This window comes from Pseudomonas sp. s4 (assembly GCF_046764235.1).
Taxonomy (GTDB): domain Bacteria; phylum Pseudomonadota; class Gammaproteobacteria; order Pseudomonadales; family Pseudomonadaceae; genus Aquipseudomonas; species Aquipseudomonas asiatica.
The window spans coordinates 4,172,619-4,191,464 of sequence record NZ_CP177209.1 but is presented as its reverse complement, the minus strand read 5'-3'; the positions used below and the strand labels follow the sequence as shown (position 1 = coordinate 4,191,464).

Here is an 18,846-nt window from a genome sequence, read left to right as displayed (position 1 = left end):
CGGGTTCGTTTCCTTTTGCAGGGTCGCAAGGTTCGCAAGGTTCATGGTCATACCGCGGCCACTACCACAGCGCCGAGTACCAGCACTGCGCCAACGGCGATCGAAGCGGTGTACCAGCGCAGCTGGCCGGTCTCGGTCTTGCTCATGGCGACGTGGCCGCCGCGAGCCAGGCGAGGAATCAGGCCTATGCTGCGGTCAACCGGATCCTTGCGCAGGATGTGGCTGATCAGCAGGTAAGGTTTGACGAACAGCTTGTCGTAGATCCAGTCGAAGCCCCAGGCGGCGAACCACCAGGCCGACAGGACACGACCGATACCGCTGTTGGCGACGGCGCTGACGAAGCGGCGCTTGCCCAGGAACAGCAGGGCCGACAGCAGGATACCGGCGATGGCGATGGCGCCCGAAGTGATCTCCAGCGCGTGCTTGGCTTCGCCACCGGCGTGGCCGGCGCTTTCAGGCAGCACACCTGCCAGCGGCGGGGTGATCCAGGCGCCGACGAAGGTCGACAGCACGATCAGCACGCCCAGCGGCAGCCAGTGGCTGATGCCGTGGCCAGCGTGGGCTTCGGTCTTGGCTTCGCCGTGGAAGGCGATGAAGATCAGGCGGAAGGTGTACAGCGAGGTCATGAACGCACCGACCAGGCCGGCGTACAGCAGGCCGGTGTTGCCGCTGGCGAAGGCTTCCCAGAGGATCTCGTCCTTGGAGTAGAAGCCCACGGTCACGATCGGCAGGGCAGCCAGGGCAGCGCCACCGACCACGAAGCTGGCGTAGGCCAGCGGCAGTTTCTTCCACAGGCCGCCCATCTTGAAGATGTCCTGCTCGTGGTGGCAGGCAACGATCACCGCACCGGAGGCAAGGAACAGCAGGGCCTTGAAGAAGGCGTGGGTCATCAGGTGGAAGATCGCCGCGTCCCAGGCGCCAACGCCCAGGGCCAGGAACATGTAGCCGATCTGGCTCATGGTCGAGTAGGCGAGGATACGCTTGATGTCGGTCTGCACCAGCGCGGCGAAGCCGGCCAGTACCAGGGTCACGCCACCGACCACCCCTACCAGGTGCAGGATGTCCGGCGCCAGCAGGAACAGGCCGTTGGTACGGGCGATCAGGTACACGCCCGCGGTCACCATGGTTGCCGCGTGGATCAGCGCGGAGACCGGAGTAGGGCCGGCCATCGCGTCGGCCAGCCAGGTCTGCAGTGGCAGCTGGGCCGATTTACCGACCGCACCACCCAGCAGCATCAGGGTTGCCAGCACCATCCAGGTGTCGCCAGCCTGGAACTTCTGCGGTGCCAGCACCAGCAGTTCCTGCACGTTCAGGGTACCCAGCTGGACGAACAGGATGAACAGGCCGATGGCCATGAACACGTCGCCGATACGGGTGACGATGAATGCCTTGAGTGCCGCGTTACCGTTGTTGCGGTTGCTGTAGTAGAAACCGATCAACAGGTACGAGCACAGGCCCACGCCTTCCCAGCCGAAGTAGATGAACAGCAGGTTGTCGCCCAGCACCAGGAACAGCATGCTGGCGATGAACAGGTTGGTGTACGCGAAGAAGCGCGAGTAACCGGCTTCGCCACGCATGTACCAGGAAGCGAACAGGTGGATCAGGAAGCCGACACCGGTGACAACGCCGAGCATGGTGACCGACAGGCCGTCCAGGTACAGGGTGAAGTTCGGCGCGAAGCCGTCCACCGACATCCACTGCCACAGCAGCTGGCTGTACGCGCCGCCTTCAGGCGGGGCGACATTGAATTGCCAGATGACGTAGGCGGCGGTGGCGGCCGAAAGGCCTACCGAGCCGACGCCGATCAGGGCGGACAGGTTCTCCGAGAACCGCCCGCGCGAGAACGACAGCAGCAGGAAGCCGACGAGGGGGAAGACGAAAGTCAGGAAGAGAAGGTTCATCCGCGCATCTCACTGGCAGCATCGATGTCGAGAGTGTGGAAGCGGCGATACAGCTGCAGCAGGATGGCCAGGCCAATACTGGCCTCGGCGGCTGCCAGGCTGATCACCAGAATGAACATCACCTGGCCATCGGGCTGGACCCAACGGGCACCGGCGACGACGAACGCCAGGGCAGAGGCGTTCATCATGACTTCCAGGCTCATGAGCACGAAGAGGATGTTGCGGCGGACCATCAGGCCAACCAGACCTAAGCAGAACAGGATGCCGGCGACCGCCAGACCATGCTCGAGAGGGATAGCACCCATGATTTACTCCTTCGCCTCGTTGCGGCCCAGGTGGAAGGCGGTGACGGCCGCGGCCAGCAGCAGCATCGAAGCCAGTTCGACCACCAGCAGGTAAGGGCCGAACAGGCTGATGCCGACTTCTTTCGGGCCCACGGTGGTACCGCTGATGCCGGCGCCGCTCGGGGTGACGAACAGCACGTACAGCAGCTCCAGCAGCAGCAGGGCGGCGAGGATCACCGGCCCGGCCCAGATACCGGGCTTGAGCCAGCCCCGTTCCTGGGCGACCGAAGCCGGCCCGAGGTTGAGCATCATCACCACGAACACGAACAGCACCATGATGGCGCCGGCGTAGGCGATCACTTCCAGGGCGCCGGCGAACGGCGCACCCAGGGCGAAGAAGATCATGGCCACGGAAATCAGCGAAATGATCAGGTAAAGCAAGGCGTGCACGGGGTTGGTGCCGGTCACCACCCGAAGGGTGGAGACCACGGCGATCCCGGATGCGAAGTAGAAAGCGAATTCCATCTTTCTGTCCTTATGGGAGCAAGCTCTTCACGTTGATCGGCTCGGCTTCGTTCTGTGCAGAGCCCTTCGGCTTGCCAGCGATTGCCATGCCGGCAACACGGTAGAAGTTGTAGTCAGGGTTCTTGCCGGGGCCGGAGATCAGCAGATCTTCTTTCTCGTACACCAGGTCCTGACGCTTGAACTCGGCCATTTCGAAATCCGGAGTCAGCTGGATCGCGGTGGTCGGGCACGCTTCTTCACACAGGCCACAGAAGATGCAGCGCGAGAAGTTGATGCGGAAGAACTCCGGATACCAGCGGCCGTCCTCGGTCTCGGCCTTCTGCAGCGAGATGCAGCCGACCGGGCAGGCCACCGCGCAGAGGTTGCACGCTACGCAGCGCTCCTCGCCATCGGGGTCGCGGGTAAGGACGATGCGGCCGCGGTAGCGCGGCGGCAGGTACACGGGTTCTTCGGGGTACTGCAGGGTGTCGCGCTTGCGGAACCCGTGGGAGAACACCATTGCCAGGCTGCGCAGCTGGGTGCCGGTGCCCTTAACGATGTCGCCGATATACTTGAACATGGGTCAAATCCTCACTGGGCCGCGACGGCTGGCGTGTTGTAGAGCACGATCGCAGCGGTCACCAGCAAATTGATCAGGGTCAGCGGCAGGCAGAACTTCCAGCTGAAGTCCATCACCTGGTCATAGCGTGGGCGCGGGATCGATGCGCGCAGCAGGATGAACAGCATGATGAAGAACGCGGTCTTCAGCGCGAACCACAGGAACGACAGTTGCGGCAGGATGCCGAACGGGCCGTGCCAGCCGCCGAAGAACAGGGTTACCAGCAGCGCCGAGATGAGGATGATGCCGATGTACTCACCGACGAAGAACATGCCCCATTTCATGCCGGCATACTCGATGTGGTAGCCGTCGGCCAGTTCCTGTTCCGCTTCGGGTTGGTCGAACGGGTGACGGTGAGTCACGGCGACGCCAGCGATGAAGAAGGTACAGAAGCCGAAGAACTGCGGAATGATGAACCACAGGTTCTGGGCCTGGTATTCAACGATGTCGCGCATGTTGAACGAACCCACCTGCACCACCACGCCCATCAGCGCCAGGCCCAGGAACACTTCGTACGACACGGTCTGTGCCGAGGCGCGCAAGCTGCCCAGCAGGGCGTACTTGTTGTTCGACGACCAGCCGGCGAACAGCACCGCGTAGACCGACAGGCCGGCCATGGCGAAGAAGAACAGCAGGCCGATGTTCAGGTCGGCGACGCCCCAGGTCGGGGTGATCGGGATGACCACGAAGGCGATCAGCAGGGCGCTCATGGCCACTACCGGTGCCAGGGTGAAGATCACGCGGTCGACGAAGGGCGGGTTCCAGTCTTCCTTGAAGAACATCTTCAGCATGTCGGCAGCGATCTGGAACATGCCGAACGGGCCGACGCGGTTCGGACCGTAACGGTCCTGCCACCAGCCCAGCAGGCGGCGCTCGACGAAGCTGAGCAGCGCGCCGCAGACCACCACCGCCAGCAGGACCACGATGGCCCGCAGCACGGTCAGGATCACATCGATCACTTCGGGGGTGAACCAGCTCATTGTGCTGCCTCCTGCAGACCTTCGACGGATGCACCGAAGATGGCAGGCGGAATGCCGGCCAGGCCTTTCGGCAACGCGACCAGGCCAGCGCCCAGCTCTTCATTGATACGCAGCGGCAGGCGCAGAGCCACACCGGCAACGTTCAGGCTCAGCAGGGCACCGTCGTTGACGCCCAGGCGGTCGGCTTCGGACTTGGCCAGGGCCACGTAGGCTGCCGGGATGCGCTCTTGTACCGGTGCGGCGCGCGAGGAGCTTTCTTCGCTGCCGAACAGGTGGAAGAACGGCACGGCAGTCCAGGTACCACGGGCCGGGTTGAAGGCGCCCGGAATGGTATTGAACCAGTGCAGGCGGTCGCCTTGCGGTTCGATCAGGCGTACGCCCGGGTCACCTGCACGCAGGTGGCCACCGACCTCGTCCTGGAACTTGTTCCAGGCTTGCGGCGAGTTCCAGCCCGGCGACCAGGCGAACGGCACTTGCTGACGCGGTTCGGCCGAACCCGAGTAGCCTTCCATGGAGAAGGCGAACGCGGTGTCCTTGTCTTGCGGAGTACGCGGCTCGTGCACGCTGATGTTGGCGCGCATGGCGGTACGGCCGGAGTAGCGCAGCGGCTCACGGGCCAGTTTCATGCCCTTGATGCGGAACGCGGCGCTTGGCGCGGCGTTGACGATACCGGCCAGTTGCGGGGCGGCTTCGGCGCAGGCGCTGGTGACGTGATCCAGCTGGGTCCAGTCGACCGGCTTGTTCAGCAGGGTGGCACGCAGGGCGTGCATCCAGCGCCAGCCTTCGTGGATCTGGATGCTGCTGTCCAGGTATTGTGGGTCGAAGACCTGGAAGAAGCGCTGGGCGCGGCCTTCCTGGCTGACCAGGGTACCGTCGCCTTCGGCGAACGAGGCGGCCGGCAGCACCAGGTGGGCGCGGTCGACAGTCGGGGTTTTCGAGTGGTCGGCAACGATCACTACCTTGGCCGCGGCCAGGGCTGCATCGACCTTGGCGGCCGGTACGCGGGCGTACAGGTCGTTTTCCAGCACGACGATGGCGTCGGCCTTGCCGCTGATGACCGCGTCCAGCGCGGCATCGACCGACTCGCCACCGAGCATGGCCAGGCCGAGGCTGTTGGCTTCAGGCACCACCAGGCTCAGCGAGCCGTTCTTCTCGCGCAGCTTCAGCGCCTTGGCGATGTTGGCGGCGGCTTCGATCAGCGCGGGGTCGGCCAGCGAGGTACCGGCTACGACCAGTGGGCGCTTGGCCGCGACCAGGGCGTCGGCGATGCGCTGGGCCAGGGCTTTCGCTTCGGCGTCCAGGCCTTCGACGGCAGGGGCGCTCGGGTCGATGGCGTGGGCCACGGCGAAACCGATGCGGGCCAGGTCGGCCGGGGCGGCGTGCACGCATTCTTCGGCGACGTCGTCCAGCTTGGTTTCAGCCAGCGAAGCGATGAACAGCGGGTACAGCGCGTGCTGGCCGATATTCTTCACGGCGGCGTCGAGCCACGGCTGCACCTTCATCGCTTCGGCCATGGCCTCGGCCTTGCCCTTGGTGGCCTGGCGCACGGCCAGGGCGACGCGGGCAGCGGTCTGGGTCAGGTCTTCACCGAGCACGAACACGGCGTCGTGGTCTTCGATGTCGCGCAGGGTCGGGACCGGCAGCGGGCTGTTGTTCAGCACGTTCAGGGCCAGGCGTACGCGGGCCAGTTCGCCGGCTTCCATACCCGAGTAGAAGTACTCGGCACCGACCAGCTCACGCAGGCCGTAGTTGCTTTCCAGGCTGGCGCGTGGCGAGCCGATACCGACGATGGTACGTCCGCGCAGCAGGTCGGCGGCCTTGTCCAGGGCGGCGTCCAGGCCAAGCTTGGTGCCGTCGGCCAGGTGTGGCTGGCGTGGGCGATCCTTGCGGTTGACGTAGCCATAGCCGAAGCGGCCACGGTCGCACAGGAAGTACTGGTTTACCGAGCCGTTGAAGCGGTTTTCCACCCGACGCAGTTCGCCGTAGCGCTCGCCCGGGCTGATGTTGCAGCCGCTGGAGCAGCCGTGGCAGATGCTCGGGGCAAACTGCATGTCCCACTTGCGGTTGTAGCGCTCGGAGTGGGTCTTGTCGGTGAACACGCCGGTCGGGCAGACCTCGGTCAGGTTGCCGGAGAATTCGCTTTCCAGCACGCCGTCTTCGACGCGGCCGAAGTACACGTTGTCGTGGGCGCCGTAAACGCCCAGGTCGGTACCACCGGCATAGTCCTTGTAGTAGCGCACGCAGCGGTAGCAGGCGATGCAGCGGTTCATCTCATGGGCGATGAACGGGCCGAGGTCCTGGTTCTGGTGGGTACGCTTGGTGAAACGGTAGCGGCGCTCGTTGTGGCCGGTCATTACCGTCATGTCCTGCAGGTGGCAGTGACCGCCTTCCTCGCACACCGGGCAGTCGTGCGGGTGGTTGGTCATCAGCCATTCGACGACGCTGGCGCGGAACGCCTTGGACTCTTCATCGTCGATGGAGATCCAGGTGCCGTCGGAGGCAGGGGTCATGCAGGACATGACGATACGACCGCGGGTGTCGTTCTCGTCGGTGTACTGCTTGACCGCGCACTGCCGGCAGGCGCCAACGCTACCAAGCGCCGGGTGCCAGCAGAAATAAGGGATGTCGAGGCCGAGCGACAGACAGGCCTGTAACAGGTTGTCTGCACCGTTGACTTCGAGCGCTTTGCCGTCTACGTGGATAGTGGCCATTGTTCAAAGTTCTTCGTTGGCCCGCGTGAGCGGGCGTGGCTAATGGAAATCGGTGAGCTTGCGACACGCCACGATTTCTCGGGCCTGCCGGCAAGCTGGCGAGTGGCACGGACCACCCGCCTAATCATCTTGTTATGCGCCGACCACGATCGGCCCGGCCTGGATTGGCTTGGCCAGGTCGGGGCGCAGGGCATCGCCAGCCGCAGCTGGAGCGACACCGGCCTCGAACTCGGACCGGAAGTATTTGATGGCACTGCCCAGCGGCTCGACGGCACCTGGTGCGTGAGCACAGAAGGTACGGCCAGGGCCGAGGAAGTTGACCAGGCCCAGCAGCGTCTCGATGTCTTCGGCGCGGCCCTGGCCTTTCTCCAGTGCGCGCAGCATCTTCACGCTCCATGGCAGGCCGTCACGGCATGGGGTGCACCAGCCGCACGATTCGCGGGCGAAGAACTCTTCCATGTTGCGCAGCAGCGAAACCATGTTGATGCTGTCGTCCACCGCCATTGCCAGACCGGTACCCATACGGGTGCCGACCTTGGCGATGCCGCCGGCGTACATCTGCGCGTCGAGGTGCTCGGGCAGCAGGAAGCCGGTACCGGCGCCACCTGGCTGCCAGCACTTGAGCTTGAAGCCGTCGCGCATGCCGCCGGCGTAGTCTTCGAACAGTTCGCGGGCGGTGACGCCGAAAGGCAGTTCCCACAGGCCCGGGTTCTTCACCTTGCCGGAGAAGCCCATCAGCTTGGTGCCGTGGTCTTCGCTGCCTTCACGGGCCAGCGACTTGTACCAGTCGTTGCCGTTGGCGACGATGGCCGGGACGTTGCACAGGGTTTCGACGTTGTTCACGCAAGTCGGCTTGCCCCACACGCCCACGGCGGCAGGGAAGGGCGGCTTGGAGCGCGGGTTGGCGCGGCGGCCTTCCAGCGAGTTGATCAGTGCGGTTTCTTCACCGCAGATGTAGCGGCCGGCACCGGTGTGCACGAACAGCTCGAAATCGAAACCGCTGCCGAGGATGTTCTTGCCCAGCAGGCCGGCGGCCTTGGCTTCCTCGATGGCGCGGTTCAGGTTCTTCGCTGCGGTGGTGTATTCGCCACGCAGGAAGATGTAGCCACGGTAGGCCTTCAGGGCGCGGGCGCTGATCAGCATGCCCTCTACCAGCAGATGGGGCTGTTGCTCCATCAGCATGCGGTCTTTCCAGGTGTTCGGCTCCATTTCGTCCGCGTTGCACAGCAGGTAGCGGATGTTCATGGATTCGTCTTTGGGCATCAGGCCCCACTTCACGCCAGTGGGGAAGCCTGCACCACCGCGCCCCTTGAGGCCGGAGTCCTTGACGCTTTGCACGATGTCGTCGGCCGACATCTGCGCCAGCGCCTTGCGGGCGGCAGCGTAGCCGTTCTTCGATTCGTACTCGGCAAGCCAGACCGGCTCGCCGTCGTCACGCAGGCGCCAGGTCAGCGGGTGGGTTTCGGCCGTGCGCGCGATGCGGTTGGCCGGGCCGAAGGAAGTAATGGTCATACGTAACCCTCCAGCAATTTGGAAACACCAGCCGGCTGCACGTCACCGAAGGTGTCGTCGTCGATCATCAGCGCCGGGGCCTTGTCGCAGTTGCCCAGGCAGCATACCGGCAGCAGGGTGAAGCGGCCGTCGGCGGTGGTCTGGCCCAGGCCGATGCCCAGTTCGCTTTGAATCTGGCTGACCACGGATTCATGGCCGCCGATGTAGCAGACCATGCTGTCGCACACGCGGATGATGTGGCGGCCGACCGGCTGACGGAAGATCTGGCTGTAGAAGGTGGCGACACCTTCGACGTCGCTGGCCGGGATGCCCAGTACTTCGCCGATGGCGTGGATGGCGCCGTCCGGCACCCAGCCACGTTCCTTCTGGACGATCTTCAGGGCTTCGATGGACGCCGCGCGCGGGTCCTCGTAGTGATGCATTTCGTGCTCGATGGCCGAGCGCTCGGTTTCGCTCAGGGCGAAACGGTCTGTCTGGATAAGCGTGCTGTTCATGCTTAGCGGTCCACGTCAGCCATAACGAAGTCGATACTGCCCAGGTACGCAATGAGGTCGGCGACCATGCTGCCTTTGATCACCGAAGGGATCTGCTGCAGGTGCGGGTAGCTCGGGGTACGGATCCGGGTGCGGTAGCTCATGGTGCCGCCATCGCTCGTCAGGTAGTAACTGTTGATGCCCTTGGTCGCCTCGATCATCTGGAACGACTCGTTGGCCGGCATGACCGGGCCCCACGAGACTTGCAGGAAGTGCGTGATCAGGGTTTCGATGTGCTGCAGGGTGCGCTCTTTCGGCGGCGGCGTGGTCAGCGGGTGATCCGCCTTGTACGGGCCTTCCGGCATGTTGCGCAGGCACTGGTCGATGATGCGGATACTCTGGCGCATCTCCTCGACACGGACCATGCAGCGATCGTAGGCATCGCCGTTGTGGGCCAGCGGTACTTCGAACTCGAAGTTCTCGTAGCCGGAGTAGGGGCGGGCTTTACGCAGGTCGAAGTCGCAACCGGTGGCACGCAGGCCGGCACCGGTGGTACCCCAGGCCAGGGCTTCCTTGGTGTTGTACGCGGCAACGCCGATGGTACGGCCCTTGAGGATGCTGTTCTGCAGGGCGGCCTTTTCGTACTCGTCGAGGCGCTTGGGCAGCCATTCGACGAAGTCCTTGACCAGCTTGTCCCAGCCGCGCGGCAGGTCGTGGGCAACGCCACCGATGCGGTACCAGGCCGGGTGCAGGCGGAAACCGGTGATCGCTTCGATCACGGTGTACGCGCGCTGGCGGTCGGTGAAGGTGAAGAACACCGGGGTCATGGCGCCGACGTCCTGGATGTAGGTACCCAGGAACAGCAGGTGGCTGGTGATACGGAAGAACTCGGCCAGCATCACGCGGATGGTGTCGACCTTCTGTGGCACCTTGATGCCGGCCAGCTTCTCGACCGCGAGCACGTACGGCAGGTTGTTCATTACCCCGCCGAGGTAGTCGATACGGTCGGTGTAGGGGATGAAGCTGTGCCAGGACTGGCGTTCGGCCATTTTTTCGGCGCCACGGTGGTGGTAGCCAATGTCCGGTACGCAGTCGACGATCTCTTCACCGTCCAGCTGCAGGACGATACGGAAGGCACCGTGCGCGGAAGGGTGGTTGGGGCCGAGGTTGAGGAACATGTAGTCCTCGTTGGCGCCCTGGCGCTTCATGCCCCAGGCTTCAGGGTTGAAGCGTGCCGATTCCTCTTCAAGCTGCTGCTTGGCCAGGGTCAGGCTGTAGGGATCGAACTCGGTAGCGCGGGCCGGGTAGTCCTTGCGCAGCGGGTGGCCTTCCCAGGTGGGCGGCATCATGATGCGGCTGAGGTGCGGGTGGCCGGCAAAGTCGATGCCGAACATGTCCCAGACTTCGCGCTCGTACCAGTTGGCGTTCGGCCAGATACCGGTCACGGTCGGCAGGTTCAGGTCGCCTTCGCTGAGCGACACCTTGATCATCACATCGCTGTTACGCTCGATCGACAGCAGGTGGTAGAACACGCTGAAGTCGGCGGCTGGCAGGCCGCGGCGCTGGGTGCGCAGGCGCTCGTCGACGCCGTGCAGGTCGTACAGCATGCTGTACGGTTTGGCTACGCCGCGCAGGAAGCTCAGCACTTCCTTGAGCTGCTCGCGCTTGACCCACAGCACGGGCATGCCGGTGCGGGTTTCCTGGGCGACGAATGCTTCGGCGCCAAAACGGTTGTGCAGTTCGACGACCACATCCTGGTCGTCAGCCTTGTAGGGCGGAATGAAAATAGCGTTGTCCGCTGTCATGGTCTCGGTCGCTTTGGGTCAACGTTAAGAATGAAGCCAGGCCGCCGGCTCCAGGGGAGCGGGCGGCAGGTCGCTGGATCAGACTTCGTCGGGGCTGCGCAGGTTGGTTACTGCAATGCGCTGCTCACGACGCAGGTCTTTCTGGGCTGGCATCTCGGCACGGTAAATACCTTGATCACCAACAACCCAGGAAAGCGGGCGTCGTTCTTGGCCGATCGACTCCTGCAGCAGCATCAAGCCTTGCAGGAAAGCCTCAGGGCGTGGCGGGCAGCCGGGCACATAGACGTCCACGGGGAGGAACTTGTCGACCCCCTGAACGACCGAGTAGATGTCGTACATGCCGCCGGAGTTGGCGCACGAACCCATGGAAATTACCCATTTCGGCTCGAGCATCTGCTCGTACAGGCGCTGGATGATCGGCGCCATTTTGACGAAGCAGGTACCGGCGATGACCATGAAGTCGGCCTGACGCGGCGATGCCCGGATGACTTCGGCGCCGAAGCGGGCGATGTCGTGGGGTGCCGTGAAGGCCGTGGTCATTTCCACGTAGCAGCAGGACAGGCCGAAGTTGTACGGCCAGAGGGAGTTCTTGCGACCCCAGTTGACCGCGCCACGCAGCACATCTTCAAGCTTGCCCATGAAGATGTTCTTGTGGACCTGGTCCTCCAGCAGTTGATCGGTGACGGTTTCCCGTTCACCGACCGGGTACTGCTCGTTGGGCGCATCCGGATCGATTCTGGTGAGATTGTATTGCATGCCAAAGCCTCATTGTTTCAGCTTCGCTTGCCGCTTGCGGCGACCTTCGGGAGCCCAATCAAGTGCCCCGACGCGCCATAGGTAGACAAGACCAGCCAACAGAATTGCTATGAAAACGAGTGCTTCGACGAATCCGGTCCAGCCGCTTTCGCGGACGGACACAGACCATGCAAAGAGAAAGAGGGCTTCGATATCGAAGATCACGAACAGCATCGCGACCAGATAGAATTTGGCGGACAGGCGCAGGCGGGCGCTGCCGACGGGCAGCATGCCGGATTCGAAGGGTTCGTTCTTGGCGCGGCCCCAGGCCTTGCTACCGAGCAGGCTGGAAAGGCCGAGCATGAAGGCGCACAGGCCGACGACACCCAGGAGGAAGATGGCAAAGCCCCAGTTGTGGGCGATGAGTCCTGCCGAATCGGACATGCTAGAGATCCTTATACAGAGACCCAGCTCTGCAGTCTGAAATAAGTGTAGAGCGGCGACCTGGTGTCGCACATGCAGTGACCAAATGTCGCAGCTGAATCAATCGCGCTGATTTTATGGGTAAACCCCGTGCAAGTAAAATTTCTGTAGCAAATTTATTCGTAGGATTAAGTACAAAAGCCGCTTGTAACTGGCTGAAAGCCTTGAGATTCGGGCATTGCGTGCGGTTTTGTTAATTATGTTTCCTGCGAATGGTAACGAATTGCAAGTTTCGAAATGATAATTAATATCATTTGATCTGATGTCTGATATTTCCGTTGTTCTGTGTCTTGTAAAGTTCATCTGGCGATTCCCCCTACTTGCAAATGCAAAAAACGCCTGTTCTAGCAGCTTCTGACGCCGCTTGCCCCGCCCTGGGTCAATACTTTACCGATTGAGCGATGACTGGCTGATGAAGCGATCGCCCATTGGCCGAGCCAGTAGGTGAGGATGATCAGGTACGGCGCGGCGGCGAACGGGCTGACGAAGCGGTCGATACCGATCAGGCTGTCGGAAAGCACGAACAGGCAGGCGCCGAGCGCGGCGAGCCCGCCACAGGCCAGGGCGCGCCAGAGCATGGCGCTGATGGCCAAGGCGTAGAGCACGACCGGGATCAGTAGTGGGCCGAGGCCGCGGCTGGCCAGTACGCCGAGCAGAGTGATGCCGGTGATGCCGCTCAGCAGCAGTGCGGGCAGGGCTGGGCGCAGGGTCTGGCTGCAATAGGCGCGCAGGTAGGCCAGGTGGGCGCAGAGGAAGGCAGCAAGGCCGAACACGAACAGGTCGGCGGGGATGGCCAGCAGGATGTCGCCGAGTACCGAGAGTGCCAGGCCTAGGGTGATCCACTGGCGATAAGGTGTGGCAGGGGTGCTGCGCAGCCAGGCGATCAGGGTCAGTACCGGGATCGGTTTGGCCAGGAGGGCGAGCAAGGTGTTGTCGCTGGCCAGTGCATATATATAGAGGGTGGCGGCGGCCAAGGCGAGAATCATCAGGTGGCTTGGGCGAGGCATGGGCGGTCCTTGCGGCTGGGCTGCCTCAAGCATAGACCTGATCGTGGGTTTTGCCGGTGATGCCTTTGGATTGTGTTGGGGCTGCCATGGGCTTGATGAAAGGAATGTGGCGCCTGTGAGACCGAGCGCCGCCCGCGCGGCGCTTCGCGGGACAAGCCCGCTCCCACATTTGTTGCAACGTGCCGAACCTGTCAGGCCATGGTTGTCAGCCTGGTTGCCCTGGCCTGATTTCTCGACTGGAACTGCTGCCGTCCCATCTGTCTCAAGTCATGCGCCAAGGCGGACAACGCCTCTCCCACAGGCATGGCCACGTTGCAACAAATGTGGGAGCGGGCTTGTCCCGCGAAGCGCCGCGCGGGCGGCGCTCGATCTATGCAACACCGCAAAAACCAAGGCAGGCACCTCGCCGCCCTGACGCAACCGGGCGCAGAACACCTGAGATGTCGGATTTAACCCCTTCCATGTAGGCCATTTCCCAAACATACTCTTGCCGCCTTTTTTCCGTTGCGGCTGCTGTGGCAGCGCTCTAGTCTCGGCGTGCCGTTGCACATCAACGACACGGCTTTGACAGGCCGGAATTGAAAGAAGGTGCACTCGCTTTGCCTCAATGGCGGCTGTGCGTGTGGGCACGCTCGCGTGCGCCGGTCTTTCTTTCTTTCCACCGGTCTGTCAACCCGCGCATAGCTGCCACCCAACCGTTTGACAGCGGGCGGATGGTAGCCAAACAGGAAAGAAAGGAGCGAGTCATGCTGAAAGTTGTCCCCGATCCACCCCACAACCCCCATTCCCTCGAAGACACCCTGATCCAGGCCACCGACTACGCACTGTGCGCGGCGACCGTGGTGCATCAGGCCTTGCTGGTGCAGCCCAAATCACCGGCGTCGATCCTGATGATGACCTCGATGCATGAGCTTGAGGCGCTGCGGGCTTTGCTTGAGTCGGCATTGATCCAGGTGCAGATGCCCGCTGAGCCTCGGACTTTGCACTGAGGCTTGAGTGATGTGTTGTCTGGGCGGGCCTCTTCGCGGGTGAACCCGCTCCCACAGGATCACCACAGTCTTCAAGGCTTGCACAGTCCCTGTGGGAGCGGGTTTACCCGCGAAAGGGCCCGTCCAGGCAGTCGAGAATTTTCAGGGGATTCAAAAATGACCACAGAAGACACCCAATTCACTGTCGGCAAGACCACGTTCTACCAAGGCGAAAACGGCACCCACCCACTGTTCCGCATCGAGTCAGGCATTCCCTGTCGTGACGCCCGCGAGCAGTCTTCGGAATTGATGGGTTACGTGCGCGAACTGACCATCACCGGCCTGATGGATGAGAAACCGATGATGATCTGGGCCGCCCACTATCTGAGCGCGATGGCCAAGGCGCTGATGGATGATGCGGAGCTGGGCATGAAGCACTGAGGTATTGCAGGGCTTCGCGATTGCTTTGTAGGAGCGGCCTTGTGTCGCGAAAGGGCCGCAGAGCGGCCCCAGGATTTAAGCATCGAGGCAAAAAATGCTGGGGCTGCTTTGCAGCCCTTTCGCGACACAAGGCCGCTCCTACAGGTTCCGTGTATTTCTGGGTACAGACCCAAAAGAAAGGCCCGGGGCTTTAACAAGCCTCGGGCCTTTCTTCAACAGCAACCCACTATCAGTGGAACTGCTCTTCCTCGGTCGAACCGGTCAGTGCAGTCACCGACGATGCGCCACCCTGAATCACGGTGGTCATGTCGTCGAAGTAGCCAGTGCCCACTTCCTGCTGGTGCGCCACGAAGGTGTAGCCTTTGTTGGCGTCAGCGAATTCCTGCTCCTGCAGCTTCACGTAGGCGGTCATGTCGTTGCGGGCGTAGTCGTGCGCCAGGTTGAACATGCCGTGCCACATGTTGTGGATGCCGGCCAGGGTGATGAACTGGTGCTTGTAGCCCATTGCCGACAGCTCGCGCTGGAACTTGGCGATGGTCGCGTCGTCCAGGTTCTTCTTCCAGTTGAAGGAAGGCGAGCAGTTGTACGACAGGATCTGGTCCGGATACTCCTTCTTGATCGCTTCGGCGAAGCGGCGGGCTTCGTCCAGGTCCGGCTTGGCGGTTTCGCACCAGATCAGGTCGGCGTACGGCGCGTAGGCCAGGCCGCGGGCGATGGCCTGGTCGAGGCCGGCGCGTACCTTGTAGAAGCCTTCACGGGTGCGCTCGCCAATCACGAACGGCTGGTCGTACGGGTCGCAGTCGCTGGTCAGCAGGTCGGCGGCGTTGGCGTCGGTACGGGCCAGGATGATGGTCGGCACGCCCGATACGTCAGCTGCCAGGCGCGCTGCCACCAGCTTTTGCACGGCTTCCTGGGTCGGTACCAGTACCTTGCCACCCATGTGGCCGCATTTTTTCACCGAGGCCAGCTGGTCTTCGAAGTGCACACCGGCGGCGCCTGCTTCGATCATGTTCTTCATCAGCTCGTAGGCGTTCAGTACGCCACCGAAACCGGCTTCGGCGTCGGCCACGATCGGTGCGAAGTAGTCGATGTAGCCATCGTCACCCGGGTTCTTGCCGGCTTTCCACTGGATCTGGTCGGCGCGGCGGAAGGCGTTGTTGATGCGCTTGACCACGGTCGGTACCGAGTCGACCGGGTACAGCGACTGGTCAGGGTACATGGACTCGGCCGAGTTGTTGTCGGCGGCAACCTGCCAGCCGGACAGATAGATGGCCTGGATGCCGGCCTTGACCTGCTGCACTGCCTGGCCGCCGGTCAGGGCGCCCATGCAGTTGACGAAATCTTTTTCTGGGCGGAAGGACGGGTGGGCACCTTCGGTGACCAACTTCCACAGTTTTTCTGCACCCAGGCGGGCCAGGGTGTGCTCCGGCTGCAGGGAGCCACGCAGGCGAACGACATCAGCGGCGGTGTAGGTACGGGTCACGCCTTTCCAGCGCGGGTTCTCGGCCCAGTCTTTCTCGAGGGCTGCAATTTGCTGTTCGCGTGTCAGTGCCATGGAAATAAACCTCGTCGCATCGATCTTGGGGTAATTGTGCTGATGCTCGGAGCAGATCAGGAGCTGGCGGCTGTCCTGTTCGCAGGAGTGCGGCGGCGAACGCGAAGGCTCGAAGGGGAAGGGTGTGCAGGCCAGGCGAAAGGATGCTCCGGCAGGTTGGCTCGTGGTTGCCTTGCTGCGGTGCTACGCGATTGCCAGTACTGCGGTGATGCGCTTCCGTCCCTCGGGACAACTTCTTCGTTGCAGTCGCAATCCCGTCGAACCGCCTTGTGGGCCGTATAGACACGAGACGCCTCCAGGGGTGGGAGGAGCGCGCCTCGAAGGCCCTTGCCAGGGCCCCTGATTAGCGGGAGCGAGGCCATCATGCCCTTGGGAAAAAGACCCTGTCAAATGTTTTGTAGTGGTTTTTTTCACTTACTACATCTTTGGTCTAATGCGACTTGGCAGTCAGTTTCAAGGCCTTTGGTCGAGGCCTTGAATTGCCTGGGATCAGTCGAGAAGGTCGACTTTGACGCGCAAAGTCATGTTTTCACCCCGTTGGGTGCTGTAACTGTGGCTTGAGGCGCTACGGTCGGCTTGGCTCTGCTGGTTGTAGCCGGCCAGGGTGATCCATTCTCCGAGCTTGCCGGTGATTGTCGTGTCGGTGCTTTGCACTTTCACTACATCAGCACGTTCCTGGCTGATACGGTCATTATTGGTGCTTATTTGCAGACGAACCGTATCGCCACTCAAGCTGGGGGTGACGTAGAAACCCTGGGTCACGTTGCGGTATTCGGTGTTGCTCTGGATGCGCCCGTAGCCGTCGGTGCTGGTACTGGTGATCGGGATGCTCTGGCCAATCTGGATCAGCGCCGGCTGGCCTTCGCTGGCCTGAATCTGCTGCATGCCGCCGTCACGGTTGCTGGTGCCATAGTGGATGACGCGCGCGTTGCCACGGTTGTCCTGGAAGTTGCTGTCGTTGTTGTCGACGCTGATCAGCAGGCGCTTGGGTGCGGTATCCAGTTGTTGCAGCAGGGTGCGCAGGTCGTCGATGCGTTCGGGGCTGGCGTTGACGATCAGCTTGTTCTCGAAGGCGCTGACTGTGCCGTCCTTGCCGATGAATGCCTGGGCGGCGGGCAGCAGTTCGGCGCTGCTGCGGTGTTGTAGCGGCAATACCTCGGTGGCAGCTTGGGCAGTGAGGCTGGCGGCCAGCAGCAAGGCGGCGAATAGGGGGCGTAGCGGCATGTCCATGATCTCCGCAGGTGGAATGTTCATGATGGCAAATTTGCCCGGCTTCTGCTGGTTTCACGTTACAGAACCCCTTGAGCGGTGGCCGCTGTCAGACAAATTCCGTAACATCGCGCCCCTTGTTTTTGTACCGTCCGCCCGGACCGCCTCACAGGATGCCCATGAAACCCGCCCGACTTCGCGCCGACGTGCTCGCCGGCCTGACCACCTCGTTCGCCTTGGTGCCCGAGTGCATCGCCTTTGCCCTGGTGGCTCACCTGAACCCGCTGATGGGCCTGTATGGCGCCTTCATCATCTGCACCCTGACGGCGCTTTTCGGTGGTCGACCGGGGATGATTTCCGGGGCCGCCGGCTCGATGGCGGTGGTGATCGTTGCGCTGGTGGTGCAGCACGGTGCGCAGTACCTGCTGGCCACGGTTTTGCTGGGCGGCGTAGTGATGATGCTGTTCGGCTTGCTGCGCCTGGGCAAGCTGGTGCGGTTGGTGCCGTACCCGGTGATGCTCGGTTTCGTCAACGGCCTGGCGATCGTTATCGCCTTGGCCCAACTGGAACACTTCAAGGAGGGCGGGCACTGGCTCAGCGGTACGCCGCTGTACCTGATGATTGGACTGGTGGCGCTGACCATGGCGGTGGTCTACGTGCTGCCGAAGTTGACCCGTACGATGCCGCCAGCGCTGGTGGCGATCCTTGGCGTTGGTTTGCTGGTGTACCTGCTTGGCCTGCCCACACGCACCCTGGGCGATATGGCGCGCATCGCCGGTGGCCTGCCGCAGCTGGCCCTGCCGGACGTGCCGTGGAACCTCGAGACCCTCAAGATCATCGCCCCCTATGCGGTGCTGATGGCCATGGTCGGCCTGCTGGAGACCCTGCTTACGCTCAACCTGACCGATGAAATCACCGAGAGCCGTGGCTACCCGGACCGCGAGTGCGTGGCGCTGGGCGCGGCCAACATGGTTTCCGGCCTGTGCGGTGGCATGGGTGGTTGCGCGATGATCGGCCAGACCATGATCAACCTCAGCTCCAATGGCCGTGGTCGGCTATCGGGGGTGGTGGCCGGGGTTATGGTCTTGTTGTTCGTGTTGTTCCTGTCGCCGTTGATCGAGCGTATTCCGCTGGCGGCGCTGGTCGGGGTGATGTTCGTGGTGGCGCAGCAGACCTTTGCCTGGGCGTCTTTGCGGGTGCTGCACAAAGTGCCGCTGAGCGATGTGCTGGCGATCATTGCGGTGACCGTGGTCACGGTGTTCACCGACCTGGCCGTGGCGGTGCTGTTCGGCATCGTCATCGCGGCGGTGAACTTTGCCTGGCAGCATGCGCGGGAGCTGTATGCCGACAGCCATGAGGATGCAGAGGAGGGCAAGCATTACCAGGTGCATGGCACGCTGTTCTTTGCCTCTACTACGGTGTTCCTGAACCAGTTCGACCCGGCTAACGACCCGGACAAGGTGACCCTGGATTGCCAGCATTTGAGCTTTGTCGATTATTCGGCGATTGCGGCGTTGAAAACCTTGCGGGAGCGGTATGCGAGGGCGGGCAAGCAGTTGCGGGTGGTGCATTTGTCCGAGCGCTGCAAGAAGCTGCTGAAGCGGGCTGGGGAGCAGCACTGAGAAGGGTTGTTGCCTGTGCTGGCCTCTTCGCGGTTAA

General features: G+C 62.6%; 17 protein-coding genes. 3 read left to right on the top strand and 14 right to left on the bottom strand.

Features of this window, described 5'->3' with window-relative positions:
* Positions 1–47 precede the first annotated feature (47 nt).
* The 12 genes from nuoL to ACK56M_RS19470 all read right to left on the bottom strand — a co-directional run bounded on the left by nuoL (position 48) and on the right by ACK56M_RS19470 (position 13,014).
* A complete protein-coding gene (nuoL, locus tag ACK56M_RS19525) occupies positions 48–1,901 on the bottom strand; it encodes an NADH-quinone oxidoreductase subunit L (RefSeq protein WP_013973388.1) in 1,854 nt (617 codons plus the stop codon).
* Positions 1,898–2,206, bottom strand: coding sequence for an NADH-quinone oxidoreductase subunit NuoK (nuoK, locus tag ACK56M_RS19520; RefSeq protein ID WP_003251446.1), 309 nt, complete (start codon positions 2,204–2,206; stop codon positions 1,898–1,900). The genes nuoL and nuoK overlap by 4 nt, the downstream gene beginning before the upstream one ends.
* Positions 2,207–2,209: 3 nt before the next feature.
* Positions 2,210–2,710 carry an NADH-quinone oxidoreductase subunit J gene (gene nuoJ, locus ACK56M_RS19515; RefSeq protein ID WP_003261007.1) on the bottom strand — a complete coding sequence of 167 codons (501 nt, stop codon included), beginning with the start codon at positions 2,708–2,710 and terminating at the stop codon, positions 2,210–2,212.
* A 10-nt stretch (positions 2,711–2,720) separates the two neighbouring features.
* Complete coding sequence (gene nuoI / locus ACK56M_RS19510; RefSeq protein WP_003251442.1) at positions 2,721–3,269, bottom strand: NADH-quinone oxidoreductase subunit NuoI; 549 nt, start codon at positions 3,267–3,269, stop codon at positions 2,721–2,723.
* 11 nt (positions 3,270–3,280) lie between these two features.
* A complete protein-coding gene (gene nuoH, locus ACK56M_RS19505; RefSeq protein ID WP_003251440.1) occupies positions 3,281–4,288 on the bottom strand; it encodes an NADH-quinone oxidoreductase subunit NuoH in 1,008 nt (335 codons plus the stop codon).
* Entirely contained in the window at positions 4,285–6,999 is a 2,715-nt protein-coding gene (nuoG, locus tag ACK56M_RS19500) for an NADH-quinone oxidoreductase subunit NuoG (protein ID WP_015271054.1), read from the bottom strand. Before nuoG ends, nuoH begins: the two co-directional genes overlap by 4 nt.
* 132 nt (positions 7,000–7,131) lie before the next feature.
* Positions 7,132–8,511, bottom strand: a complete 1,380-nt coding sequence (nuoF, locus tag ACK56M_RS19495; RefSeq protein ID WP_015271053.1) for an NADH-quinone oxidoreductase subunit NuoF — start codon at positions 8,509–8,511, stop codon at positions 7,132–7,134.
* Positions 8,508–9,005: an NADH-quinone oxidoreductase subunit NuoE gene (gene nuoE / locus ACK56M_RS19490; protein ID WP_003251433.1), complete on the bottom strand. Its 498-nt coding sequence runs from the start codon at positions 9,003–9,005 to the stop codon at positions 8,508–8,510. The genes nuoF and nuoE overlap by 4 nt, the downstream gene beginning before the upstream one ends.
* A gap of 2 nt (positions 9,006–9,007) precedes the next feature.
* Positions 9,008–10,789: an NADH-quinone oxidoreductase subunit C/D gene (gene nuoC / locus ACK56M_RS19485; RefSeq protein WP_013973384.1), complete on the bottom strand. Its 1,782-nt coding sequence runs from the start codon at positions 10,787–10,789 to the stop codon at positions 9,008–9,010.
* Between the two features lie 78 nt (positions 10,790–10,867).
* A complete protein-coding gene (locus ACK56M_RS19480) occupies positions 10,868–11,545 on the bottom strand; it encodes a NuoB/complex I 20 kDa subunit family protein (RefSeq protein ID WP_003251429.1) in 678 nt (225 codons plus the stop codon).
* 9 nt (positions 11,546–11,554) lie between these two features.
* Positions 11,555–11,968 carry an NADH-quinone oxidoreductase subunit A gene (locus ACK56M_RS19475; protein WP_003251427.1) on the bottom strand — a complete coding sequence of 138 codons (414 nt, stop codon included), beginning with the start codon at positions 11,966–11,968 and terminating at the stop codon, positions 11,555–11,557.
* 383 nt (positions 11,969–12,351) lie between these two features.
* A complete protein-coding gene (locus ACK56M_RS19470; RefSeq protein ID WP_015271052.1) occupies positions 12,352–13,014 on the bottom strand; it encodes a lysoplasmalogenase in 663 nt (220 codons plus the stop codon).
* A gap of 746 nt (positions 13,015–13,760) precedes the next feature.
* On the opposite strand from ACK56M_RS19470, the gene ACK56M_RS19465 reads away from it, so the two are divergent.
* Together ACK56M_RS19465 and ACK56M_RS19460 are read left to right on the top strand one after the other, a co-directional pair.
* Entirely contained in the window at positions 13,761–14,003 is a 243-nt protein-coding gene (locus tag ACK56M_RS19465) for a hypothetical protein (protein WP_015271051.1), read from the top strand.
* 156 nt (positions 14,004–14,159) lie between these two features.
* Positions 14,160–14,423, top strand: coding sequence for a DUF3077 domain-containing protein (locus tag ACK56M_RS19460; RefSeq protein WP_015271050.1), 264 nt, complete (start codon positions 14,160–14,162; stop codon positions 14,421–14,423).
* A 229-nt stretch (positions 14,424–14,652) separates the two neighbouring features.
* Here ACK56M_RS19460 and aceA read toward each other — a convergent pair whose 3' ends face one another.
* Both aceA and ACK56M_RS19450 read right to left on the bottom strand, forming a co-directional pair.
* Entirely contained in the window at positions 14,653–15,978 is a 1,326-nt protein-coding gene (gene aceA / locus ACK56M_RS19455) for an isocitrate lyase (RefSeq protein ID WP_013973380.1), read from the bottom strand.
* Positions 15,979–16,467: 489 nt separating this feature from the next.
* Positions 16,468–17,202, bottom strand: coding sequence for a secretin N-terminal domain-containing protein (locus ACK56M_RS19450; protein ID WP_024087406.1), 735 nt, complete (start codon positions 17,200–17,202; stop codon positions 16,468–16,470).
* 164 nt (positions 17,203–17,366) lie between these two features.
* On the opposite strand from ACK56M_RS19450, the gene ACK56M_RS19445 reads away from it, so the two are divergent.
* Positions 17,367–18,809, top strand: a complete 1,443-nt coding sequence (locus ACK56M_RS19445; RefSeq protein ID WP_100414084.1) for a SulP family inorganic anion transporter — start codon at positions 17,367–17,369, stop codon at positions 18,807–18,809.
* The last annotated feature ends 37 nt before the right edge of the window (positions 18,810–18,846 follow it).

Excerpts from the sequence above, each read along its gene's own strand:
- nuoH (WP_003251440.1), bottom strand. The coding sequence starts at position 4,288 with ATGAGCTGGTTCACCCCCGAAGTGATCGATGTGATCCTGACCGTGCTG.
- nuoI (WP_003251442.1), bottom strand. The coding sequence starts at position 3,269 with ATGTTCAAGTATATCGGCGACATCGTTAAGGGCACCGGCACCCAGCTG.
- ACK56M_RS19475 (WP_003251427.1), bottom strand. The coding sequence starts at position 11,968 with ATGTCCGATTCGGCAGGACTCATCGCCCACAACTGGGGCTTTGCCATC.
- nuoK (WP_003251446.1), bottom strand. The coding sequence starts at position 2,206 with ATGGGTGCTATCCCTCTCGAGCATGGTCTGGCGGTCGCCGGCATCCTG.
- ACK56M_RS19460 (WP_015271050.1), top strand. The coding sequence starts at position 14,160 with ATGACCACAGAAGACACCCAATTCACTGTCGGCAAGACCACGTTCTAC.
- aceA (WP_013973380.1), bottom strand. The coding sequence starts at position 15,978 with ATGGCACTGACACGCGAACAGCAAATTGCAGCCCTCGAGAAAGACTGG.
- nuoC (WP_013973384.1), bottom strand. The coding sequence starts at position 10,789 with ATGACAGCGGACAACGCTATTTTCATTCCGCCCTACAAGGCTGACGAC.
- ACK56M_RS19480 (WP_003251429.1), bottom strand. The coding sequence starts at position 11,545 with ATGCAATACAATCTCACCAGAATCGATCCGGATGCGCCCAACGAGCAG.
- nuoF (WP_015271053.1), bottom strand. The coding sequence starts at position 8,511 with ATGACCATTACTTCCTTCGGCCCGGCCAACCGCATCGCGCGCACGGCC.
- ACK56M_RS19450 (WP_024087406.1), bottom strand. The coding sequence starts at position 17,202 with ATGCCGCTACGCCCCCTATTCGCCGCCTTGCTGCTGGCCGCCAGCCTC.
- nuoG (WP_015271054.1), bottom strand. The coding sequence starts at position 6,999 with ATGGCCACTATCCACGTAGACGGCAAAGCGCTCGAAGTCAACGGTGCA.
- ACK56M_RS19470 (WP_015271052.1), bottom strand. The coding sequence starts at position 13,014 with ATGCCTCGCCCAAGCCACCTGATGATTCTCGCCTTGGCCGCCGCCACC.
- nuoL (WP_013973388.1), bottom strand. The coding sequence starts at position 1,901 with ATGAACCTTCTCTTCCTGACTTTCGTCTTCCCCCTCGTCGGCTTCCTG.
- ACK56M_RS19445 (WP_100414084.1), top strand. The coding sequence starts at position 17,367 with ATGAAACCCGCCCGACTTCGCGCCGACGTGCTCGCCGGCCTGACCACC.
- ACK56M_RS19465 (WP_015271051.1), top strand. The coding sequence starts at position 13,761 with ATGCTGAAAGTTGTCCCCGATCCACCCCACAACCCCCATTCCCTCGAA.
- nuoE (WP_003251433.1), bottom strand. The coding sequence starts at position 9,005 with ATGAACAGCACGCTTATCCAGACAGACCGTTTCGCCCTGAGCGAAACC.
- nuoJ (WP_003261007.1), bottom strand. The coding sequence starts at position 2,710 with ATGGAATTCGCTTTCTACTTCGCATCCGGGATCGCCGTGGTCTCCACC.